The sequence below is a fragment of the Mycobacterium venezuelense genome (assembly GCF_054919535.1).
In genome coordinates this window covers 13,471-34,299 of the sequence record NZ_JBONDW010000036.1, presented here as the reverse complement: position 1 = coordinate 34,299, position 20,829 = coordinate 13,471, and the positions used below count along the sequence as shown (strand labels likewise).

The 20,829-nt window shown below is 65.4% G+C and carries 21 protein-coding genes; 5 read left to right on the top strand and 16 right to left on the bottom strand.

Annotation, left to right across the window (positions count from 1 at the left end):
• Positions 1-30: 30 nt before the first annotated feature.
• Positions 31-1,518, bottom strand: coding sequence for an adenylate/guanylate cyclase domain-containing protein (locus tag ACRCUN_RS33405; protein ID WP_462145889.1), 1,488 nt, complete (start codon positions 1,516-1,518; stop codon positions 31-33).
• 10 nt (positions 1,519-1,528) lie between these two features.
• Positions 1,529-2,311, bottom strand: coding sequence for an enoyl-CoA hydratase (locus tag ACRCUN_RS33400; protein WP_462145888.1), 783 nt, complete (start codon positions 2,309-2,311; stop codon positions 1,529-1,531).
• 169 nt (positions 2,312-2,480) lie between these two features.
• Here ACRCUN_RS33400 and ACRCUN_RS33395 point away from each other — a divergent pair, with 169 nt between their 5' ends.
• Positions 2,481-3,200, top strand: coding sequence for a TetR/AcrR family transcriptional regulator (locus ACRCUN_RS33395; RefSeq protein WP_462145887.1), 720 nt, complete (start codon positions 2,481-2,483; stop codon positions 3,198-3,200).
• Positions 3,201-3,683: 483 nt separating this feature from the next.
• Entirely contained in the window at positions 3,684-4,529 is an 846-nt protein-coding gene (locus ACRCUN_RS33390) for a mycofactocin-coupled SDR family oxidoreductase (protein ID WP_462145886.1), read from the top strand.
• A 10-nt stretch (positions 4,530-4,539) separates the two neighbouring features.
• Here ACRCUN_RS33390 and ACRCUN_RS33385 read toward each other — a convergent pair whose 3' ends face one another.
• From ACRCUN_RS33385 to ACRCUN_RS33340, 10 genes are all read right to left on the bottom strand, one after another.
• Positions 4,540-5,346 (bottom strand): SDR family NAD(P)-dependent oxidoreductase, encoded by an 807-nt coding sequence (locus ACRCUN_RS33385; RefSeq protein ID WP_462145885.1) that lies wholly within the window; start codon positions 5,344-5,346, stop codon positions 4,540-4,542.
• A 29-nt stretch (positions 5,347-5,375) separates the two neighbouring features.
• Positions 5,376-7,784: a CaiB/BaiF CoA transferase family protein gene (locus ACRCUN_RS33380; RefSeq protein WP_462145884.1), complete on the bottom strand. Its 2,409-nt coding sequence runs from the start codon at positions 7,782-7,784 to the stop codon at positions 5,376-5,378.
• Positions 7,785-7,788: 4 nt separating this feature from the next.
• Complete coding sequence (locus ACRCUN_RS33375) at positions 7,789-8,748, bottom strand: enoyl-CoA hydratase/isomerase family protein (protein WP_462145883.1); 960 nt, start codon at positions 8,746-8,748, stop codon at positions 7,789-7,791.
• Between the two features lie 51 nt (positions 8,749-8,799).
• Positions 8,800-9,936 carry a M24 family metallopeptidase gene (locus tag ACRCUN_RS33370; RefSeq protein WP_462145882.1) on the bottom strand — a complete coding sequence of 379 codons (1,137 nt, stop codon included), beginning with the start codon at positions 9,934-9,936 and terminating at the stop codon, positions 8,800-8,802.
• Complete coding sequence (locus ACRCUN_RS33365; protein WP_462145881.1) at positions 9,926-11,194, bottom strand: M24 family metallopeptidase; 1,269 nt, start codon at positions 11,192-11,194, stop codon at positions 9,926-9,928. The genes ACRCUN_RS33370 and ACRCUN_RS33365 overlap by 11 nt, the downstream gene beginning before the upstream one ends.
• Positions 11,191-12,357 carry an amidohydrolase family protein gene (locus tag ACRCUN_RS33360; protein WP_462145880.1) on the bottom strand — a complete coding sequence of 389 codons (1,167 nt, stop codon included), beginning with the start codon at positions 12,355-12,357 and terminating at the stop codon, positions 11,191-11,193. Before ACRCUN_RS33360 ends, ACRCUN_RS33365 begins: the two co-directional genes overlap by 4 nt.
• 46 nt (positions 12,358-12,403) lie before the next feature.
• Positions 12,404-13,621, bottom strand: coding sequence for a cytochrome P450 (locus ACRCUN_RS33355; RefSeq protein WP_462145879.1), 1,218 nt, complete (start codon positions 13,619-13,621; stop codon positions 12,404-12,406).
• A gap of 9 nt (positions 13,622-13,630) precedes the next feature.
• Positions 13,631-13,825 (bottom strand): ferredoxin, encoded by a 195-nt coding sequence (locus ACRCUN_RS33350; protein ID WP_462145878.1) that lies wholly within the window; start codon positions 13,823-13,825, stop codon positions 13,631-13,633.
• Positions 13,822-14,487 carry a TetR/AcrR family transcriptional regulator gene (locus tag ACRCUN_RS33345; RefSeq protein WP_462145877.1) on the bottom strand — a complete coding sequence of 222 codons (666 nt, stop codon included), beginning with the start codon at positions 14,485-14,487 and terminating at the stop codon, positions 13,822-13,824. The genes ACRCUN_RS33350 and ACRCUN_RS33345 overlap by 4 nt, the downstream gene beginning before the upstream one ends.
• Before the next feature lie 160 nt (positions 14,488-14,647).
• Positions 14,648-15,463, bottom strand: a complete 816-nt coding sequence (locus ACRCUN_RS33340) for an SDR family NAD(P)-dependent oxidoreductase (protein ID WP_462145876.1) — start codon at positions 15,461-15,463, stop codon at positions 14,648-14,650.
• A gap of 174 nt (positions 15,464-15,637) precedes the next feature.
• Here ACRCUN_RS33340 and ACRCUN_RS33335 point away from each other — a divergent pair, with 174 nt between their 5' ends.
• From ACRCUN_RS33335 to ACRCUN_RS33325, 3 genes are read left to right on the top strand one after another with little or no spacing between them, the layout of a single operon-like run.
• A complete protein-coding gene (locus ACRCUN_RS33335) occupies positions 15,638-16,744 on the top strand; it encodes an oxygenase MpaB family protein (protein WP_462145875.1) in 1,107 nt (368 codons plus the stop codon).
• A complete protein-coding gene (locus tag ACRCUN_RS33330) occupies positions 16,744-16,965 on the top strand; it encodes a hypothetical protein (protein WP_462145891.1) in 222 nt (73 codons plus the stop codon). Before ACRCUN_RS33335 ends, ACRCUN_RS33330 begins: the two co-directional genes overlap by 1 nt.
• On the top strand, positions 16,926-17,597 hold the full coding sequence (locus ACRCUN_RS33325) for a TetR/AcrR family transcriptional regulator (protein ID WP_462145890.1): 672 nt from the start codon (positions 16,926-16,928) through the stop codon (positions 17,595-17,597). Before ACRCUN_RS33330 ends, ACRCUN_RS33325 begins: the two co-directional genes overlap by 40 nt.
• Here ACRCUN_RS33325 and ACRCUN_RS33320 read toward each other — a convergent pair.
• From ACRCUN_RS33320 to ACRCUN_RS33305, 4 genes are read right to left on the bottom strand one after another with little or no spacing between them, the layout of a single operon-like run.
• Positions 17,573-18,412: an alpha/beta fold hydrolase gene (locus tag ACRCUN_RS33320; protein ID WP_462145874.1), complete on the bottom strand. Its 840-nt coding sequence runs from the start codon at positions 18,410-18,412 to the stop codon at positions 17,573-17,575. The genes ACRCUN_RS33325 and ACRCUN_RS33320 overlap by 25 nt on opposite strands.
• Positions 18,409-18,990, bottom strand: a complete 582-nt coding sequence (locus ACRCUN_RS33315) for an NADPH-dependent FMN reductase (protein ID WP_462145873.1) — start codon at positions 18,988-18,990, stop codon at positions 18,409-18,411. Before ACRCUN_RS33315 ends, ACRCUN_RS33320 begins: the two co-directional genes overlap by 4 nt.
• 7 nt (positions 18,991-18,997) lie before the next feature.
• The gene (locus tag ACRCUN_RS33310; RefSeq protein ID WP_462145872.1) at positions 18,998-19,984 is read right to left on the bottom strand and encodes a cyclase family protein; all 987 of its coding nucleotides are present in this window, start codon (positions 19,982-19,984) and stop codon (positions 18,998-19,000) included.
• 14 nt (positions 19,985-19,998) lie between these two features.
• Positions 19,999-20,829: a coniferyl-alcohol dehydrogenase gene (locus ACRCUN_RS33305; RefSeq protein WP_462145871.1), complete on the bottom strand. Its 831-nt coding sequence runs from the start codon at positions 20,827-20,829 to the stop codon at positions 19,999-20,001.

Sequence of the window (20,829 nt, the reverse complement as noted above, 5' to 3'; positions counted from 1 at the left end):
CAGCGGGGTGAGCCGGATCGGTGAACGCCGTCAGAGCGCCTGCGGTTGTGGTTCGGCGAACACCGTCGCCGTCGACCGGCCGCGCAACACCGTCGAACCCCGCACCGTCCAGTGCTGTCCTTCGTCGGCGTCGGCACTCGCCAGGGCACTGCCCGAGCACAGAACGGCCGATTCCCGGTCCTTGGCGTGGTCGGCCAACCGCGCGGCCTCATTGACGGCGTCACCGATCACGGTGTATTCGTAGCGGTTCTCGGCGCCGATGTTGCCTGCGAAAACCGAACCACACGAAATACCCACGCCGAACTCGACATCGGGAAGCTCGCGCAGCCGCGGCAGGAGTGCGCGGCCGGTCTCGAGCGCTGACGACGCGGCATTGTCCAGCCGCAGCGGCGCACCGAAGACGGCCAGGATCGCGTCGCCCTCGAACTTGTTGATCAGGCCGTGATGCCGCTCGACAGTCTCGACCACGATCCGGAAGAAGCCGTTGAGAAGTTCGGCGACCTCATCCGGTGGCCGGGATGCGCCCAGCGCCGTCGAGCCCACGAGGTCGACGTAGAGAACCGCGACCTCGCGCACGTCGCCGCTCACCGCCCCACCCTGCTCCAGGGCGTGGCGGGCGACGTCGACACCAACGTAGCGGCCGAACAGGTCACGCAGACGGTTGCGTTCGGCCAACCCGCTGACCATCTGGTTGAACCCGTATTGCAGACGGCCGATCTCGGATGGCTCGTATACCTTGACAGAGACCGCCGACCAACCTTTTTCGACGGCCTTCATCGCGAGTACCACCTCGCGAACGGGATCCGAGATCGACCGCGCCACAAGCACCATCGACCGCAGTCCGAAGAGCAGCGACATCACGGCCAGCACCAGCACCGCGGCCTCGACCGGAGCGGCTTTCTGAACGAACCAGCCGTTGGACCGGGCCAGCACGATCAAGGCGATTCCGACTGTGGGCAGGCCGCTGAACAGTACCCATATCGTGATCAGCCGGCCCAGGATGCCCGGCATGGTCACGTGGGTCGCCGATGATGTCGTGAGTGACGCGGCGACGATGGGCCGCAACATCCGTTGCGTCACCAGAAAGCCCATACATGCCGCGGCCACCCCGCCGAACAGGATGGCCCCGCCCATCACATAGGCCACTCCCCCGCCGAGATCGAGATTGACCACCGTATAGACAACCGCGCTGACCGTCCAGGTGCTGAACTGGATGATGGCCTGGCGCGGCCCGATGCGCATCGCGGCACGTTGTTGTCGCGGCGTCGGACGTTGGCCCGCGGCAAACCATTTGAACGTCGGATAGATGTTGACGTAGCCGACCACCGTATCGACGATCGCCGCCCCGCTCATCAGCGCGACCAGCGCGATCAGGTTCGCCTCGGTCAGCAGCTGGCGCACGTCACCGATCGTGTTGCGGCTCAACGCCACAACCACGAGCGTCACGGCCGCCGCCGCGGTGATCTGTGCGTAGATCAGCCCGGCGGCATACCGCACGCTGAGCCGAATGGCACCCATCGGGTTTGAATTACTTGATGTTTGCCTTCATCTCGTTGATATCCATGAGCACCGGCCAGCCACTGACACTCAGGGCATTGCCGTGCCCGGTCTGGTGGATGTCGAACACGGACTGGATGGCGGCGTAGAAACCTTGCACATCGAGCGTTTGATTGACCGCTCGCTTGGCCTGACGCAGTGCGAACGACGGCATCTTCGCGATCTGGCCGGCCAGCTCCTTGGTCTGGGAATCCAACTCGGCGCGCGGCACCACCCGGTTGACCATGCCGGTGCGTTCGGCCTCCTCGGCGGTGAGCGCTCGGCCGGTGAACAGGATCTCCTTGGCTTTTCGCGCACCCAGCTCCCACGTGTGTCCGTGGTATTCGACCCCGCCGATTCCCATGAGCGCGACCGGGTCGGAGAACAGTGCGTCGTCGGCGGCGAGGATGAGGTCGCACGGCCAGCACAGCAGCAGGCCTCCGGAGATGCACCGTCCTTGCACCGCGGCGATCGACGGCTTCGGCACGTTGCGCCAGCGCAGGGTGTATTCCAGATAGCGGCGCGATTCGTGTTCGATGATGAATTCGAGCGTGACCTTGTCCGGTACCGGCCCGCCGCCGCGCAGGTCGTGGCCGGCGGAGAAGTGTTTGCCGTTGGCGCGCAACACGATAACCTTCACCGCTGCGTCCTCCGCTGCCCTGGTCCAGGCCGCGTCGAGCTCGTCGAGTAACTCCGGGTTCTGCGCGTTGGCAGCCTCGGGTCGGTTGAGCGTGATCGTCGCGACCGCATCGGCGACGTCGTAATCGATGTACACGTGGGTTCCTGTCCTTCTTGAGGCCGCCTCGATGGGCTCGACGGCGCGGAGAAGACGAGATGCCCTTCTTCTCGAAGGACTTCTATAATTCCCTTCGTGAGAATACTATTCTCACAGTTCGAAAGTTACAATCTCCGACACGTTGGCCGCGAGGGGGTCTGGCACCACAATGGCAAGGCGTTCTCCGGTACAGTCAGTTCATGTTCTCCCGACTCGGCACGCACCTGAGCTGCCTGTGACCAGCGCTGGCGAAGAACCCGCCTGGAAGCAGCGGGCTGTCGAGCGGTCGATCAAAACCGCGAAGTTGCGCGCCGCTCAGCGCGTGCAGCGCTTCCTGGACGCCGCACAGGCGATCATCATCGAGAAGGGCAGCACCGACTTCACGGTGCAAGAGGTCGTCGACCGCTCGCGTCAGTCACTGCGGAGCTTCTACCTGCAGTTCGACGGCAAGCACGAACTGCTGCTTGCGCTGTTCGAAGACGCGCTGAGCCGCTCGGCCGACCAGATCCGGGCCGCGACCGCAAGCCACACCGATCCGCTTGAGCGGCTCAAAGTGGCGATTCAGTTGTTGTTCGAGTCGTCGCGGCCAGACCCGGCCGCCAAGCGGCCGCTGTTCACCGACTTCGCGCCGCGGCTGCTGGTGTCACATCCGTCAGAGGTGAAGGTCGCGCACGCGCCACTGTTGGCCCTGCTCACCGAACTCATGGAGGAAGCCTCCGAAGCGGGCCTGCTCCGCGACGGCATCAACCCACGCCGCATGGCGGCGATGACGATGCAGACCGTGATGTTCGTGGCGCAATCGAGCGGCGGCGCGGATGAGAACTCGCAACACCCGATCACGGCGGACGAGGTATGGGACTTCTGCGCGCACGGATTCGCCGCCAGCTAGCTGAGAATTTCGTTCTCTGAGTGGTAGAACACTCTTCACTCTCAACCCCGTAGCTAATCTCCGGTCTGATCGCTTCCACGTCGAGCGACGGTTACCGAAAGGATCGGAGCCGGCGCATCACGAGTCGTCATCGAGCATCCCGGGGCGGCATCGGCCGAGTGTTTATGTTTACGGTGCCGACAATATCTACTGGACGCCGGCGAACGCCTCTCGATACGGCGCCACCCGGCAGTCGGCACGTCCGCGCTGGATTTGAAACCGATTCGACATTCTGCGTTCCGTTCGGCCGAGCCGACCATCACATAACGGCGAATGGCCTGGCACCGACGATGCGAGAACATGATTCTTCTAAGCGGAGAGTACAAATTGCCCGAAAAGAGTCTGTCGTTGACACAATGGGTGCGCCGGTGACAGAGTGCTGAGCAGGTGCACAGATTACCGCCGATGACGCATCAATTCACGAGCACAGAACTGAGGTAACCAATGTCTGGACGGGTGGAAGGCAAGGTCGCTTTCGTCACTGGCGCGGCCCGCGGTCAAGGCCGCAGTCACGCGGTGCGGCTGGCTCAAGAGGGCGCCGACATCATCGCGCTCGACATCTGTGGTCCGATCCGGCCCGGCGTGGAGACCGCCATCCCGGCGTCCACCTCGGATGACCTGGCCGAGACCGCGAACCTGATCAAGGGACTCAACCGCCGCGTCGTCACCGCCGAGGTCGACGTGCGCGACGCCGACGCCGTCAAGGCCGCGGTGGACAGCGGTGTCGAACAGCTCGGCCGCCTCGACATCATCGTGGCCAACGCCGGTATCGGTAACGGCGGCGATGTCTTGCACGAGACCAGCCAGCTGGACTGGGACGAGATGATCGACATCAACCTGTCTGGTGTCTGGAAGTCGGTGAAAGCCGGTGTCCCCCATTTGATCGCCGGTGGCCGCGGCGGCTCGATCGTGCTGACGAGTTCGGTGGGTGGCCTCAAGGCATATCCACATTGCGGCAACTACGTGGCGGCCAAGCACGGTGTCGTCGGCCTGATGCGCGGATTCGCGGTCGAGCTCGGCCAGCACAACATCCGCGTCAACACGGTCCACCCCACCCACGTGGCCACGCCCATGCTGCACAACGAAGGCACTTTCAAGATGTTCCGCCCGGATCTGGAGAACCCGGGTCCCGACGACATGGCGCCGATCTGCCAGCTGTTCCACACGCTGCCCATCCCGTGGGTCGAAGCGGTCGACATCAGCAACGCCGTGCTGTTCCTGGCATCCGACGAGGCCCGCTACATCACTGGTGTGACGCTGCCGGTCGACGCGGGTAGCTGCCTCAAGTAGGACCGGATCCCTAGCCCGGTCCGAGTGTTGGGGCACCGGTCTGCGGGTGGTGATACCAACCGCCCGCAGCCCGCGTGCCGCCGTCGACGTGGATCGTCTGTCCGGTGATGTAGCTGGACATCCTGGAGGCCAGAAACACTGCTGCCCCGGCGATTTCGTCGACATGACCGGGGCGCCCCATCGGAATGCCGTCGGCGATGCCCGGCGGCAAGCCGGCCGGCGACAGCCGAAGCAGGCCCTCGGTGACAGTGAGGTCCGGTGCGAGCGCGTTGACTCTGATGTTGTGCGGCGCCAATTCGAACGCAGCAGTCTGCGTGTAGTTGATGACGCCGGCCTTGGCGGCGGCGTACGCGGCGTAGCCCGGTGCGGCCCGCACGCCCTCGATCGACGTGAGATTGATGACGCTGCCCGGCATTTCGGTGGCGGCCAGCTTCCTCGCGACCCGCTGGGTACACAGCAGCACGTGGCGCAGATTGCTCCTGTAGAGCGCATCCCAGCCGTTCTCGCTGGTTTCGAGCAGCGGGGACGCGAACACGCCGCCGGCGTTGTTCACCAGGATGCTGACCGTGCCGAGTTCGGCTTCGGTGCGGGCCAGTGCGGCGTCGACCTGTTCGGAGTCGCGGACATCGGTGACTATCCCCAATCCGTCAACGGCTTCTGCTGCCGACGAACAACTTTCGGCGTCACGTTCCCAGATCGCCACCGCTGCCCCGAAGGCCGCAAGCCCCGCCGCGACACCCCGGCCGATCCCCGCGCCCCCGCCGGTGACGACCGCGACCTGTCCGGTGAGCAGGATGTCAGAAGGATTGATAGCCACAATTTTTGAGATTAGCGATCACAACACTGTCAGCGGGCGGCTTTGCGACGACCGCCGACACCGGGCTCGGTTCCGATCACCCCGTCGTCGCTCAGCGCGGCGATCTGGTCATCGGTCAAACCCAATTCGGAGAGGATCTCGTGGTTGTGCTCGCCGAGCAGTGGCGCCGGTGTCCGGTGGAAATCCCGAGGACCGTTCGCGAGTCTGGCGGGCAGCGTGCTGTGTGGCGCGGCGAGGTTCACCGGGTGCCCGACGTGTTCGAAGAATCGACGATGCCGCAACTGCGCCAGCTCCAGTTGTCGATGTGGCTGCATCACTTTGGCGACCGGAACACCGGCGGGCCACAGCGTGTCGACGATGTCGTCGCCGCGCCGCGGCAGGCACCAGGCCGCCAGCTTCTCGTCGATCAGATCGTGTTGGGCGCGCCGGCCCGCGGCGGTCGCCAGCCCGGGATCGGCCGCCCAGTCCGGGCGCCCGAGTGCCTCGCGTAAAGCCTCCCACTGCCCATCGGTGCTCACCGCGATCGCGATCCAGCTGTCGGCGCGGTCGAACTCGTCGATATCGGCCGTCTGGTAAAGGTTCTGCGGTGCGGCCGCGGGCCCGCGATTGCCATCGCGTTGCAGCAGCGTGCCGTACGCCGTGTACTCGATGACCTGCTCGGCGGCGATGTTGAGGGCGGCGTCGACCATGGCCGCTTCGATGAGGACACCCTCGCCCGTGCGCCGCCGGTGCTCGAGCGCCAACATCAGCGCGTTGAACGCGTGGATGCCCGCGTTCGGGTCGCCGACCGAATAGGGTTCGAACGGTGTCCGGTCGGGAAAGCCGGTGAGCCAGCTCAGGCCGGACGCGTCCTCGATGATGTAGGCGAATGCCGGGTTGTCACGCCACGGCCCGTCCAGCCCGAAACCGGGCATGCGCAGCATGATGATGTCGTCCCGCAATGCCCGCACGGATTCGAAGTCCAACCCGATCTGGTCGATGACCCGCGGCGTGAAATTCTCCACCACCACGTCGGCGGTGCCGATCAGGCGGCGCAACACGTCTCGGCCCTGTTCTGTTTGGAAGTCGAGCGTCAGGCCCTTCTTGTTGGTGTTCAGCGCGCTGAAGATGGGCGAGCGCTCCCACCACTGTTCCTCACTGGCCGGGATTCCCGCGATCAGTCGCGTGCCGTCGGGCCGGACGGTCGATTCCAGGTGGATCACATCGGCGCCCAGCAGGCCGAGCAGGTGCGTGCAGGACGGGCCGGCCCAGAACGTCGTCATGTCGAGCACCCGGAGACCGCTGAAAGGCAACCGGTCGCGGTCCGGGCCGCGCTCGGGCGCGGGCCGCGGTATCAAAGCCCGTGCGCGTACGTCGTCGGTGTGCTCACCCAGGCGAGGGGCCGCCGTCGGCGGCAGCAGCGTGACACCGCCGAGCCGGTACGGATGAGCGGGTTGCAGGAATCCGTCCGGATGACTTACGAAGGCGCCTCGTTCGACGAAATGATCCATCGCTGTGACGTTTTCGCCGTTGCCGACGGGCGAGTTCGGAATGCGGAACGCCGAGGCCAAATCCCGGACGTCGTCGACCTTCTGATCGCGCAGCCACTCGTACAACTCCTCGGCGTGCAGATTCGCCTGCTCGGTGATGGTGAGCTCGGAAGTCTCGTCGATCCACTCATCGTGCCCCGACATCGCACACAGATCCCACCACTGCTGCGCCGTCCCGCAACCGAGTGCGACGAGGCCATCGGCGGCCTGCGCGACCCCGGGCACGGTGGGCCGGCGTTCCGTGCGCCAGGGGCGGCCCAGCATCTCGAAGTAGGTGACCGGATAGTAGGTCAGGCCGAGGATTTGGGCTTCCAGCTTCGACAGGTCGATGAGCTCGCCGTGCCCGTCGCGGCGCGCGCGTGCCAGGAATGCCAGCGTCATGGCAGCCGCATACGCGCCCGCGAGCCAGTCCCCCACCTGGCCACCGATCGACACCGGCGCCCGGTCCTGGCTGCCCCGGCCGATCCCGATCGCACCGCCGGACCAAGCCTGCAGGGTGAACTCGGTTGCGGGCTTGTCACTCCACGGGCCGTCCAGCCCGAATGGGGTGATGGTCGTGACGATCAGGTGCGGATGGCGACGGTGAAGATCTTCGGGTGGCACGCGCTGAGCCACCGGCGTTTCGGGTGACCAGAAGACGGCGTCAGCCGAGGCGACGAGGCGGTCGAGGAATGCGGAATCGTCGGAGTCGATCACCACACTGCGTTTTCCGCCGGCGAGGAAGCCGAACAGCGCGCTGTCGCCGTCGAACCGCGCACCTGACGCAGACCACTTACGCAGCGGATCACCTTCGGGCGCTTCGACTTTGATGATGTCGGCGCCGCCGTCGGCGAGGATCCTGGTAGCATACGCGCCGGCGATCCCACTCGTCAGGTCGATGACGGTGTAGCCGGTAAGTGGTGATCTCATGGGCCTATTCGGGTTTGCTGCGGTTCTTCTTGGACAGCCGGAATTCCGGCGGGAACTTGCTGTCGTTGTCGTTGACCGCGGCCGATAGCCCGGAATCGATCGATTCGAACATGTCGAGGTCGTCATCGCTGTCGTTGGCCACGCCGTTGCCCATCGACTCGAAGAACGCGCTCAGCAGGCTGCCCATGTACTCACCCTGATGCTGCTTGAACACCTCGAAGAACAGCTTCTGCTGAAAGACGGTGTCGACCGGGCGGTTTCGTGCGCACGCCCGCGCATACTTCTCCGTCTCGGCTTCCAGCTGATCCCGGGGCACCACCTTGTTCAGGAAGTTGCAGTCGTACATCTCCGCGGCGGTGAACGGCCGGCCGGTGAACACCATTTCCTGGAACTTGCGCAAGCCCATCATCTGCACCCACGTCCACATGCGCGGACCCCAGCCGTGGTACCGGAACGACGGATGCCCGAACAGGGCGTCGTCGGACGAGATCACCAGATCGGCGTCGGCGCACTGGTAGAAGTGCCAGCCGTAGCAGTAGCCCTTGGCCTCGACGATGCTGATCTTCTTGAAGTCCTGCAGCGCACGGTTACCGGCTTGGGAGTTGGCGTACCAGGCGCTGATGGTCGCGCCGTTGCGGAAAGTGCCCTTCGGTGGGTAGGTCACCTCACCGACGCCGTCGTCCTCCAACCGCAGCTCCGCCAATCGCGCGGCCGGATTGTCGTTGCCCTCCATGAACTCGGGCAGATCGGCGCCGCTGCCCAGGTTGTCGCCGACGCCACGGATGATGACCACCTTGACGTCGTTGTCGGTGTTGGCGGCGCGCAGCACGTCCGCGTACCGCAGCCGCGCCATCGACGTCGGCGCATTGAGGAACTCCGGCCGGTTGAACGTGATGGTGGCGATCTTGGTCTTCGTATCCTTTTCGTAGAGGATGATCTCCTCCGGAGTGGGGCGATCCGCCATCAACGGGCTCCTTTGCAGCAGTGACGAATTGGTGAACGGATCGGCGCCCGGTCAGCTGTGGGCGGCAGCGCCACTGACCGACGGGGTCTGAGTCAGCACCTGAGGACCGTCGGCGCCGATCACCACGGCATCGCGAGTGAACACCGCACCGACGCCCTGCTCCCACACATATGCGGTCAGCGCAAGCACCATGCCCTCTTCGAGCACATCCTGCTGCGCGGTTGCCCGCAGATTCGGCGACACCACCGGCGGGTCGAAGCCGAGGCCGAGGCCATGCGCCACCGGCATCGCGGGCAGTCGCTCACCGGCCTGCTCGTAGGCGTCCAGCAGCGTGCTCGTGGTCCTGCCGCAGCGGCAGGCGTCGAGCAGCCTGTCCCACAGCTCGTCTCGGCGCCGGTACAGCGCACGCACCGGGTCGGTCGGCTCACCGACGTAGCGTGTCCGGGCGACCTCGCCGACATACCCGTCGGCGAGGACACCGGCCGACAATGCCACCAGGTCGCCATCCCGGACCTTGCCGTCGCCGTCCGCGCGGCGCCATGGATGGTCTTTCGAGGTCACCCACGCCGCGTCCTGGGTCGCCGGGGTACTCACCCCACCGGCGGCCTCGGCCTCGAGGAGGGCGCCGGCCAACGACTGCTCGGTGGCGCCGTCGGCCAATTCGGCCGACGCTTTGGCCAGGCCCTCCTCGGCAACGCGAAGTGCCCGCCGCAGGGCCTCGATCTCCTCCGGCGTCTTGATCCGGCGTGCATCGCGCATGGCCTGTTCACCGTCAACGAGGTCGGCTTGAGGAAAGGCCATCGGCAGCAGCTTGGCGAAAGTGGGTGTCAGCGCATCCGTTCCGACGCGGCGCGCGCTGTCGGTGCCTTTGATGTTCTGCAACACACCGATCAAGGTCATCGGGTTCCAGGCCAGCCCGTAGAGATTCTCGTGTGGAATCTCCTCGGGTATGCCTTCGTCCCACGTGCTGTTGAGATGAACCTCGCCGGTCGCGCGCACGAACGTGCAGATCGGCCCGAACGGCCGGGTGCCCACGACCCACAGCTGTGGCGCACCGGAGATGTAGCGCACGTTGGCCTGCCTGCCGAGTACCAGCACGTCGAGGTCGTACGCCTCCATCTGTGCGATGGCGCGCTCCCGGCGGCTGACCCGCAACGCCCGGCCGTCGGCCTCGATATCAATTCCCACTGGACACCTCGTAGGGGTCGTACGGATACGCGGTCAGCGGCATCCAGCCGTTCTCGGTGACCACCACGATCTCCTCGCCGCGATAGCCGCCGGTCCCGTCTTCCCACACCACGGGCTCGAACACCAACAGCATGCCTGCCGGGAAGACGAAGTTGTCATCCCATTCCTGGCCGAGATCCGTGCCGATCATCGGCATTTCGGCCGCGCTCGTGCCGATGCCGTGGCCGAGGTAGAAGTGGGGCAGCCACGGCTTCTGTCCACCGGCCGCCGCGGTGGCCGCCCGGCCGAGATCACCACAGGTGGCGCCGGCCCGGGTCACCGAAAGCACTCCATCGACGATCCGGCTCCACTTGTCGAACTGCTCCTGTTGCGCCTGCGTCGGATCCTGGCCGACGATCCATGTGCGCCCATGATCGGAGCAATAGCCGTGGTAGGCGATGGATACGTCGGTCCACAGCACGTCGCCCTGCTGCAACTCGCGCTCAGTTGTCAGCAGTGGCAGGGCGAGATCACCGGTGGTGGTCCAGGTCCCCTCGGCTCTCGACGCAGGCATGACCTGCCAGATCGAGTCGAACATGTTGGTCGTGGCGCCGAGTTCGAAAGCGCGTCGGACGAATTCGGCCGATAGATCGATCTGACGCACCCCGGGTGCCAGGGCTTTCTGGATTTCGGCAACGGCGTGTTCGGTGATCTGGCAGGCCCGCCGCAGGCACGCGATCTGGTCGATCGTCTTGACGAGTTTCGCCGCACCGACGACTGGCGCGGCGTCGATCGGTGCACTGGGGAACAGTGTGCTGCCGGCCCGGCGCATCGCCCCGGTCAACTCGTCGGTCGCGATCGTCGCGCCAGCCGGAATGAGACTGGCGAGGACCTTTGCGAAATCCGCTACGCCCTCGTCGAATTCGAGGTAGACCGGCCCGTGCAGGTGATCGTCCGGCAGGCCGGATTCCATTGCCGCACCCTCCCGGAACGGCAGGAACAGGTGCGGGTGCTCATCGTCGGCCAGCACGATCGCGACCGGCCGCTCGACGTGCGACAAACCCGCGTCGGCCAACGGCCAGCTGATGCCCGTGGCGTACATGACGCTGCCATTGCCAAGTAGCACCAGCGCATCCACACCCTGATCGGCCATCGCGGCGTGCAGACGCGCGCCGACCTCGCGACGCATCCGCGCGAAGTCGGGCTCATCGGGGATGTCGAGCCAGGTGAATCCGGTCTGGGCGATCTGCGTGACGCCGAACTGAGTCGACGTCGTCACAGGACCCCCAAGAACTTCTGCACATTCGTGCTCACGATCTTGGTCGCGTTCTCCGCACCGACCGCCTCCACCACGGTGGCGAGTGACTTCTCCGAGTACCCGAACGTGCTCTCGTTGTGCGGATAGTCGCTGGACCACATCACGTTGTCCACACCGATCTCGTCGATCAGCCGTAGCCCGAGCGGATCGACCATGAACGAGGCAGACATGTGCTTGTCCCAGTAGTGCCGCACATCGTGCTGCAGCTCGTGGTTGAACATGTGCCGGTACGACGCGAGCATGTGTTCGGCATCCTGCAATGCGGTTGGCACCCAGGCGATCCCGCCCTCGAACCACCCGACCTTGAGGTTGGGGTGCCGATCGAGGATGCCCGAGAAGACGTACTTGGCGAACTGCTCGCGGAACGAATCGACGTTGACCATCATGCCGACCACGACGCTGTTGTTCTGGCACGGGGTTTTCGGCGGGGTCTCGCCGATGTGGTGGCTGACCGGGATCCCGGACGCCTCGATCTCGTCCCACACGGCATCCATGTCGGTGCTGCCGTAGTCGTAGATGTTGCCCTCGTCGTCCTTCCCCGGATTCAGCGGCAGCAGGAACGTCTTGAGCCCAAGCGATTTCAGTTCCTCGAGCGTTCTGCGGGTGCCTTTCGGATCCCACCAGTTGATCAGCCCGACACCGTAGAAATGGCCGTTGGACTGCTCCTGCAGCGCGGCGATGTGCTCGTTGTAGATCCGGAACACCCGCTCACGCAGCGCCTTGTCCGGGTAGTGGAACAGGGCCAGCACCGCGTTGGGAAAGGCGAGTTCCTTGTCGATGCCATCCTCTTTGAGCTCGCGGATGCGAGCATCGATGTTGTTCGACGCGGCGCCTGCCAGATCGTCGTACTGCATGAGCACGCGGCCGAAATCGCCTCCGGTCCAGGCCTTGCCCTTCATGCCGACCATGTAGGCGCCGTCTTCGTACCAGATCCGGGGCGCCGCACCCTTGAGCTCCTCGGGGAAGCGTTCGTAGAAAATGTCGTCGGCCACCGAGATGTGGTTGTCGGCAGAGAAGATCTCGGTGCCTTCGGGCAGACCCAGGTTGCCCTGGGCATGCCCGCGCCGGTCCTTCGGGGCGCCGAAGCCCTCGGGTGGATAGAGCGTCTGTGTCGCGGTCGACATGTTCAAATCTCCATTCGGGGCGGTCAGGGCTGAAAGTTGTTTTCGGTCACCAGGTGACGGGAAGTTCGTAGACGCCGTAGGCGAGCCGGTCGTGTTTGAAGGGCACGTCTTCGAGCGGAATGGCCAGCCGCAGGGTCGGGATGCGGCGCAGCAGGGTATGAAAGACGATCTGCAGTTCAGCCCGGGCCAGCTGCTGCCCGACGCACTGGTGGCGTCCGTAGCCGAAGCCCAGTTGCTGGCCGGCGTCGCGGCTCAGGTCGAGCTTGTCCGGCTCGGGGTAGGCCTTGGCGTCCCAGTTGGCCGGCGCCAGATCGATGATGATGCCCTCGCCGGCCCGGATGGTCTCACCGCTGATCTCGATGTCCTCGATCGCGACCCGACGCTGCCCGGTCTGGATGATCGACAGGTAACGCATCAGCTCCTCGACCGCGTTGGCAATCACCTTGGGATCCTCGGCGTTACGCAGGAAGTCGGCCTGCTCGGGGTTCTCGAGCAAGGCCAGCACGCCGATGCCGATCATGTTCGCAGTCGTCTCGTGCCCGGCGATCAACAGTCCGGTGCCGAGCTGCGCGGCTTCCTTGACGCTGATCTCCCCCGCGTTCACGCGCTCGGCCAGATCGGAGACCGCGTCCTCTGCGGGGTTGGCCTGCTTTTCCTCGACGAGATTGATCAGATATTGATGCAGGCTCATCGCGCCTTTTTGCATGGCGTCCGCTGCCGCATAGCGGGCCAGTCCGGCATTGGCGTGCTCCTGGAAGAACTCGTGGTCCGCGTAGGGGACGCCGAGCATCTCGCTGATGACCACGGTCGGCACCGGTAGCGCCAGTTTGGAGACCAAGTCGGCCGGTTGCGGTCCGGCCAGGACTTCGTCGATGCACTCGTCGGTGATCTTCTGGATGGCCGGGCGCAGGCCCTCGACCCGGCGGAACGTGAACGGCTTCGACAGCATCCGGCGAAACCTGGTGTGCTCCTCGGCATCTGACGTGAACACCGAACGCGGCCGTTTGTCAACCGTGGCGAGCATATGTTCGTTCCAGTGCGGGAATCCCGAGCGACGGTCGTCGACACTGACCCTGGAGTCGGAGAACAGGGTGCGGGCCTCTTCGTGCCCGGTGATGAGCCACGGGGTGTCACCGTTCCAGATCCGCACCCGGAACAGGCCTTTGGGATTGCCCAGCATCGGCGGCGGCGGCGCGAACGGGCACCGCACGTCGCGCTCCATCGGGTAGTCGGGGATTTCGGTCTGTGTCAGCGTTTCGGTCATCGTGTCGCTTCATTCCTCGATGTCTATGGCCAGGGCTGGGCAGGCCGCCGCGGCGCGGCGGGCGTTCTCGGCTTGGTCAGGTCCGGGGTTGTCGTCGAGCAGCACCACGACGCCGTCATCGTCGCGCTGGTCGAACAGCTCGCCGGCATTGAGGACGCATTGGCCCGACGAGACGCACTTGTCCTGATCGACAGTGAGTTTCATGTGAGATCGCTTTGTTCGGTGACCGGCGCCAACCAGAGGCCGACGATGGCGTCGATGAGGCCGGAGGCCGCGCCGTGCCAGTTCGCTCGCGGCACGCTGGCGCCTTGTGCCAGCGCACGTTCCCGGTCGGCGCAGCTGTGCATCAACAGGTTTCGGGCCATGATGTTGCGCTCGGTGCGGATCTCGGCCGGCAGATCCGGCAGGCAATTGTTCATCCCATCGATGACCTGCACCAGCGACGGCGAGCTGAGGGCGTCGCGCACAACGATGTTGTGGTATGCCGGGTCGGTCATCACCTGAGCGGCAAACCGCGCGTACCACGTCGGATTGCCCAGTGCGGCAAGGTGATCGGTCAGCGGCTGGACCAGGCAGCTGACCCAGTCCCGCAATTCGGACGAGTTGCCGATGCCGTCGACCATCTGCTCGCGCAGGAACTCGATGGGCCCACGGTGCTTGTGTTCGATGGCCCGCACCAGGTCGGTCTTGGTGCCGAAGTGGTAGCCGACCGCCGCGTTGTTTCCCTGCCCGGCCGCCTCGCTGACCTGCCGGTTGGACACCGCGAACACGCCGTGTTCGGCATAGAGCCGCTCGGCCGCCTTGAGAATCGCCTCCTGGGTACTGCTCGCCCGGTCGGCCCGAGCCACGCGGCTGGCTGTCGTCACCGCTCCAGTGAACCGCGTCACAGCCTTTAAGTCAAGTGACTGATTTAAATCCGACACAGTGCGCTGCGCGCCTTCCTCTCGCTTGCCCGGCCTCTCGTCGAGACTGCGGTGAGGGTCGCTAGAAACCGCCGATCACGACCGTGGACGCAGTTTCAACCGTTCATCGCGCAGGCTTCTCTTTTCGGACGAGGACCTTGCCCGCGACGGTGCCCCCGTCGATCGGCAGAACCGTTCCCGTGACGTAGCGCGAGCGGTCGGTGGCGAAGTAGAGCGCGGCCTCCGCCACATCCTCGACCGTCCCTTCCCGCTTGAGCGGGCGGTCGTTGCGCATCTGCGCGCGGATGCCTGCCTCGAACTCTTCGAGCCGCTGCCGGTCCTCTTCAGAGGCGGATTTCGCGACGATTGCCGTCCGGATGTTGCCGGGGGCGATCGCGTTCACCCGAATCTCGTAGTGTGCGAGTTCGATGGCCGCGGACTTGGTGAATTGGATGACAGCCGCCTTGGACGCGCGATACGACATCACTCCCCCGCCGGCCTGGATTCCACCGATCGAGGTGAGATTGAGTATCGACCCGCCACCGTGTTTGGCCATGTGCCGTGCGGCATCGCGGGTGCCTGCCATCACGCCGAGGACGTTGACTCCCATGACCCGGTGGAAATCGGCGAGATCGTCGTCCAGAAAGCGACGGTGCATGGTGCCGGATATGCCGGCGTTGTTCACCATGACGTGCAGGCCGCCGAACCTCTCGACCGCGGCGTCCACGAGCGCGGTGACCTGTTCGGGATCCGATACGTCGGTGGGCAGGAACGCGGTGTCGCCGCCGAGTTCGTCGACCAGGGCCGCGCCCTTGTCCTTCTCGACGTCACCGATCAAGACCGCGGCACCCTCGGCGACGAACCTTCGCACGAGTCCCTCTCCCAGACCTGCCGAACCGCCGGTGATCACCGCGACTTTTCCTGCCAGTTCATTGCTCATGTAAGCCGCAAGCCCTTTCTCATCGGCCGCACCGGGGCGACGCTTCGACTCAACCCGTTCGAACGAATTCAGTCAAGCGACTGATTTAACCGAGAATCACTGACCCTCTTACCTCTTGACGTGGAATACCGCGCGGAGCCAGAATCCTACAAAGTGTAGGAAATGGGGGAAACCATGAGCAAGTTCCGTGATCGGGCGTTGGGCACGTTTGCCAGCAGGTTCCAGTGGCTGTCACTACCCGCCGCTGAACCGGCGGAGGATTACGGGTTCTTCGGTCCGGGCTCGGTGACGTGGAAGGTCTGGAGCTACCCGACCTCACTGTCCATCGGGTTCCAGCGGGCTGTCGTCATCGAGGAACTCGACCCCGCGCTCGTCGCCGCGGTCGACCGGACCCAGGGCATCTACCAGCGGCCCCGAACTCGATATGACCGCACGCTGCGGTACTTCGCCATGGTCGCCTTCGACGACAGCGTCTCGACGACGCAGGCCGCCGACGTGCTGGTGAAGATCCACTCCAAGGCCGTCGGCACCGATCCCGTCACCGGACAGTCGTACGACGCCAACGATCCGGCTTCGCAGTTGTGGATCCATCTGACGGCTTGGCACTCGATCCTGTGCGCTTACGAGAAGTTCGGCCCAGGCAGGCTTTCCCCCGAAGAAGAGGAGCGGTACTGGGCCGAATGCGCGCGTGCCGCGGAACTCCAGACGTTCGACCCGGCCGACGTGCCCCGCACTCGCGAGGGTGTCCGGGAGTACTTCGAGCAGATGCGCCCGCAGCTCATCGGCTCCGACATCGCGCAGAAAGCGATGCGTCATCTACTGCGCGCGGACGTGATGTTGCCGCAGATGCCGCTGCTGCTCAGGCCCGCCACGCTGGTGATCACTGCGATGCTGCGCCGGGCTACGTTGTCGACGATGCCGCGCTGGATGCGAAAGATGGCGGGCCTGAGCACTTCCCGGCTGCTGGACGCCGCGATCGTGCCGCCGATGAGTGCGGCGTTCACGGTCATCTCGATGAGCACGCGGCTTCAGTTGATCCTGCTGCGGTTGATCTCACCGGCGACATTGCCGATCGGTACGCGGGTGCTGCGCGAGATTCCGCCCCACTGTCGGGTCACCGTGACGCCGCGCGAAGCCCAGCAGCAGTACGGCTACAAGATTCCCGCCCAGGCCCATCTCGAGTTTCGCGAGAAGCAGCTGGTCCGGGTCTTCGGCGAGGGGCGTGCGCCAAGCGATCAGGGCCTCGTCGAATCCGAGCCCATCCTGGGTGCGATCGGGTGATGTCGTTGCTGCGCAGGGTTCTCGACCACCAGCTCACTGTCCGCCAGCTCACCTATGTGGCCACGACGCTGGCGGTGCCGTACCTGGCGGTCGGGGTGGTCTGGGCGTTCGGCCGGCACGAGCATCTGGAAAGGCTCACCGGCCTTGACCGGTTCTTCTCTATCCTCGGAGAGATAGTGGCCTGGCCGGTTCTGGTCATAGCCGACGTCCACCTGACCTGAGGATCACCCTGACCACCGAGACCGCCAAACGCGCCCGCGCCGAGCATCTCGGGCCGGATCGTCGCCGCCCGCAAGTACTCGACGCCGCGCTCGAGATCGCCGCGAGCGAGGGCGTGGCCAACGTGACCATGGGCGCGGTGGCAGCGCGGCTTGGTGTCACCCGGCCGGTCGTATACGCCTGCTACGGGGGACGCGGCGAACTACTGGCCGCGCTGCTGGAGCGCGAAACCGAGGTCACGCTGGCGAATCTCCTCGCCATGCTTCCGCCGGAGCGCACGGGTTCGGTTGAGCAGATGTTCGTCGACGGGTTCTGCGCGCTGCTCACCACGGTCCGCGAGCGTCCGAGTTCGTGGCAGATCATGTTCACCGTCGACCCTGATCCGGTCCTCGACGCCGCCATCGTGCGTGGCCGGGCCCAGATCGGTGAACAGGTGGCGGCGGTGATGCGCCCACTGTTCCAGCGCTGGCAAATCGACGACATCGACGTCGTGCTCCCGCCACTGTCCGAGGTGTTCCTCGCGATCTGCGAGTCGGCAATCCGCATGTTGCTCAATGACCCCGACCGTTGGACACCTGAGCGCCTGGCCGCGATCGTCGGCCCGGCGGCCTATCGCGCGATGCGCGCGCGTTGACCGGCCAGGAATTCCGACAGCAGGCCGTTGACGGCATCAGGTTGCTCGATCTGCGGGCAGTGGCCGGCGTTCTGGATGACCGCTGACCGGGCGCCGGTGATCTGCGCCGCGATGTCGGCGGCCCAGCCGGCGGGCAGCAGCTTGTCGGACGCGCCCTCGACGATCAACGTCGGCACACCGATGCGTTCGTAGGCACGGGCCGACGACGGGGCGGGCGGCGGATCCAGACCGGGACGGCGGAAGCGGGCCGCTGCCAACGCTTCCCACGCACCGGGTGCGATGCTCGACTCGTATCGTCTGCGCACGTACTCGTCATCGGCGGGATACGCCGGATCGGCGAACAGCGCCGCGACGATGCGCCGCATCCCGTCGAACGTGGCGTCGTAGTCGTAGAGCGCCGCCATGTGCTCGTTGCGCTGGATCTCGCCGCCACCGCATATCGCGACGAGCGATCGCACCGGAAGCCGCGGCGCGTCCGAGGTCGCGTCGACGAGCAGGTTGATCGCGCCCATCGAGTTGCCGACGAAATGTGCTGAGGTCACACCCAGTTCGGCGCAGAACCGGGCGATGTGGCGGATCCTCATCCCCCGGCCGTCATTGAAGTCGACGACTTTGGCGCTGTCACCGAAGCCCAGCATGTCCGGCGCAAGCACCCGGTAGTTCTCGGCGAGGGCGTCGATGGTCCGCTCCCAGCCGAGTTCGGCGCTCACCCCGAATTCACCGCCGTGCAGCAGGACCACAGTCTCGCCGGCGCCGGCTTCGAGATAACTGGTGCCCAGCCCATCGATTTCGATGAAGTGGCGCCGGAATGTCACGTGGTTGCCCCGCTCGAGCGCGCGAACGTGAGGACCTGATTGGCCAGCATGTCGAGCTGATCACGCACCGGCCCATCCGCCAATTCGCCGGATTCCGACCAGATCTTGTCCGCGGAGTTGATCGCTACCCCGAGCGGAGTCGGCCATGCCCGCAACGCGTGTCCGATCGAGCGAAGCTGGCCCAGGGTGCCCACCGCGGCTTGCCACCCGTATGCGCAACTGATGCAGCCCCACGGCGTGTTGTCGAGATAGACGCGCGGATCCTCGCGCAGATCCTCGATGTAGTCCAGCGCGTTCTTGACCAGACCCGAGATCGCGCCATGGTAGCCCGGCGAGCCGACGACCACCGCGTCGGCGTCACGCAGGGCTTTGACCAAGTCGAGCGCTGCCGGTGTGCGGTCGAGCGAGTGTGGCGCATACATCGGCAGATCGAGGTCGGGCCCGGCGAACATGCGGGTGGTGCCGCCCTGGCGCTCGACCGATTCCAGGCAGTACCGGACCGCGCGTTCGGTCGACGAATCGGCGCGCAGCGTACCGCCGAGGCCGACGACGAACGGAATCTTCTCAGTTGACGTCATGCTCTCCTCATTTGATCGCAATGGGATTCACCGGCGAACCAACTGCGCCTATCACGCGCAGCGGCGGTGCGATGAGCTGAAATTCGTACACTCCATCGGCAGCGCAGTCGGCCGCCAACGCGGTCAGATCCCAGTACTCGCCGAACATCAAGCCCATGTCCCGTAGGCACAGCATGTGCATGGGCAGGAACGTGCCCTCCACACCGTTGGCCGGATCGGGATCCTCGACCATCAGGTTGTCGGCGGCCACCGCAGCCACCTCGTGATCGTGCAGCCACGATGCACAAGACCAGTCGAGGCCCGAGCCGGGTTCCGCGCCATCGCCGGTCGACATGAACCGCGTCCACCACCCGGTGTGCACCACGACGATGTCACCGCGACCGATCGTGACGCCCTGCGCGGCGGCCACCTCGTCGAGTTCGGCTGGTGTCACGGGCTTTCCGGGTTGCAGGTACACGTCGACTCCCCGGTGACGCACGACGTCGAGCAGCACACCCCGGCTCGTGATGCCCTTGCCGTCCACCTTGTCGATCCCACAGCGGTAGGCACCGAAACTGGTCACCGAGTCGGCAGGGAAACCGTTGTAGAGCTTGTCCTCGTAATACACGTGCGACAACGCATCCCACTGGGTGGCGGCCTGCAACGGCATCACGATCATGTCGTCGTTGAACCGGAACGGATTGTCGACGAAGTACGCACTGACCTGGTTGGCCACCGAGTTGCGCAGCCACTGCGGGCCATATTCGGCCAGCGTGTTCGCGTCGCCGCCGTCTACGGTCATCACATGGGTCGGGTTCTGCCGGAACTGGAAGGCACCCTGCGGCCCGCCCGAACTGAAATCACCGCCGAGCGCAAACACCTTGCCCTGCTTGACCAGTGCGGCCGCCTCGGTGACCTTGTCGGCGGTGATGAAGTTCAGGGTTCCGAGCTCGTCGTCATCACCCCAGCGACCCCAGTTACGCACGTCGTCTGCGACGCGGCGAAAGTCACTCATGCTTGCGGGCACACTCAGGTCCTCTCCGTCGCTTCGACTGCGGCGATCAGGTCGGCCTCGCGCTTGGCGAGGATTCCGCCGTCGGCCCAGACCACCTGCCCGGTGATGTAGCTGGCTGCCGCGCTGCCCAAGAACACCAACAGCGCGGCTTGTTCGCCGGCCTCGGAATTGCGGCCCAGCGGCGTCGTGAACGAGTCGAGATACTGCTGACCGTAGGCCGACCGCAGTTGGTCGAGGATCGGTGTCTCGGTCACGCCGGGCGCGGTGCAATTGATCCGGATACCTCGTGAGCCGAGTTCTGCGGTCTTGGACATCACGTAGAGAATCGTCGCCTCCTTGGAGAGGCGGTAGCCGCCGTCGGCCAGCGCTTCGGGGTGCTCATCACACCAGCGCAACCCCTCGTCCACCGAGCCGGTGTGAAGCAAACCGGTTGTGATCGCCCGGTTTTCGCGGTAGGCCGATGCCGCGAGCGAGGACACCAGAGTGATCGAGCCACCGCGGGCGATCCGGTCGGCCACAGCCTCGGTGAATTGCCGCGTGCCGAGGAAGTTGATTCGCACCACCAGCCGCGGGTCGCCGATCCCCGACGACACGCCTGCGACGTTGAAGAGTGCGTCCACCGGACCGTCGATCGCACGGGCGGCGCGGTCGACAGCTACCGGATCGGCAAGGTCGAGCTCCGTGAACGTGTCAGGCATCTGTTCGGGGGCGCGGAGATCCAGGCCCGTCACCCGCGCCCCGAGTTCCCGGAGCTGACGGGTGACCTCGGCGCCGATGCCCGACGCACAGCCGGTGACCACGACGTCCTTGCCGTCGTAGCGCACCAGCTCGTCGAGTGTGCTCAC

What these genes read in the sequence shown, in the direction of transcription:
- ACRCUN_RS33330 (WP_462145891.1), top strand. Translation starts at nt 16,744, where the DNA reads ATGTCGTTGCTGCGCAGGGTTCTCGACCACCAGCTCACTGTCCGCCAG.
- ACRCUN_RS33335 (WP_462145875.1), top strand. Translation starts at nt 15,638, where the DNA reads ATGAGCAAGTTCCGTGATCGGGCGTTGGGCACGTTTGCCAGCAGGTTC.
- ACRCUN_RS33405 (WP_462145889.1), bottom strand. Translation starts at nt 1,518, where the DNA reads ATGGGTGCCATTCGGCTCAGCGTGCGGTATGCCGCCGGGCTGATCTAC.
- ACRCUN_RS33350 (WP_462145878.1), bottom strand. Translation starts at nt 13,825, where the DNA reads ATGAAACTCACTGTCGATCAGGACAAGTGCGTCTCGTCGGGCCAATGC.
- ACRCUN_RS33360 (WP_462145880.1), bottom strand. Translation starts at nt 12,357, where the DNA reads ATGTCGACCGCGACACAGACGCTCTATCCACCCGAGGGCTTCGGCGCC.
- ACRCUN_RS33355 (WP_462145879.1), bottom strand. Translation starts at nt 13,621, where the DNA reads ATGACCGAAACGCTGACACAGACCGAAATCCCCGACTACCCGATGGAG.
- ACRCUN_RS33380 (WP_462145884.1), bottom strand. Translation starts at nt 7,784, where the DNA reads ATGAGATCACCACTTACCGGCTACACCGTCATCGACCTGACGAGTGGG.
- ACRCUN_RS33340 (WP_462145876.1), bottom strand. Translation starts at nt 15,463, where the DNA reads ATGAGCAATGAACTGGCAGGAAAAGTCGCGGTGATCACCGGCGGTTCG.
- ACRCUN_RS33390 (WP_462145886.1), top strand. Translation starts at nt 3,684, where the DNA reads ATGTCTGGACGGGTGGAAGGCAAGGTCGCTTTCGTCACTGGCGCGGCC.
- ACRCUN_RS33395 (WP_462145887.1), top strand. Translation starts at nt 2,481, where the DNA reads ATGGCAAGGCGTTCTCCGGTACAGTCAGTTCATGTTCTCCCGACTCGG.
- ACRCUN_RS33315 (WP_462145873.1), bottom strand. Translation starts at nt 18,990, where the DNA reads ATGACGTCAACTGAGAAGATTCCGTTCGTCGTCGGCCTCGGCGGTACG.
- ACRCUN_RS33375 (WP_462145883.1), bottom strand. Translation starts at nt 8,748, where the DNA reads ATGGCGGATCGCCCCACTCCGGAGGAGATCATCCTCTACGAAAAGGAT.
- ACRCUN_RS33310 (WP_462145872.1), bottom strand. Translation starts at nt 19,984, where the DNA reads ATGAGTGACTTTCGCCGCGTCGCAGACGACGTGCGTAACTGGGGTCGC.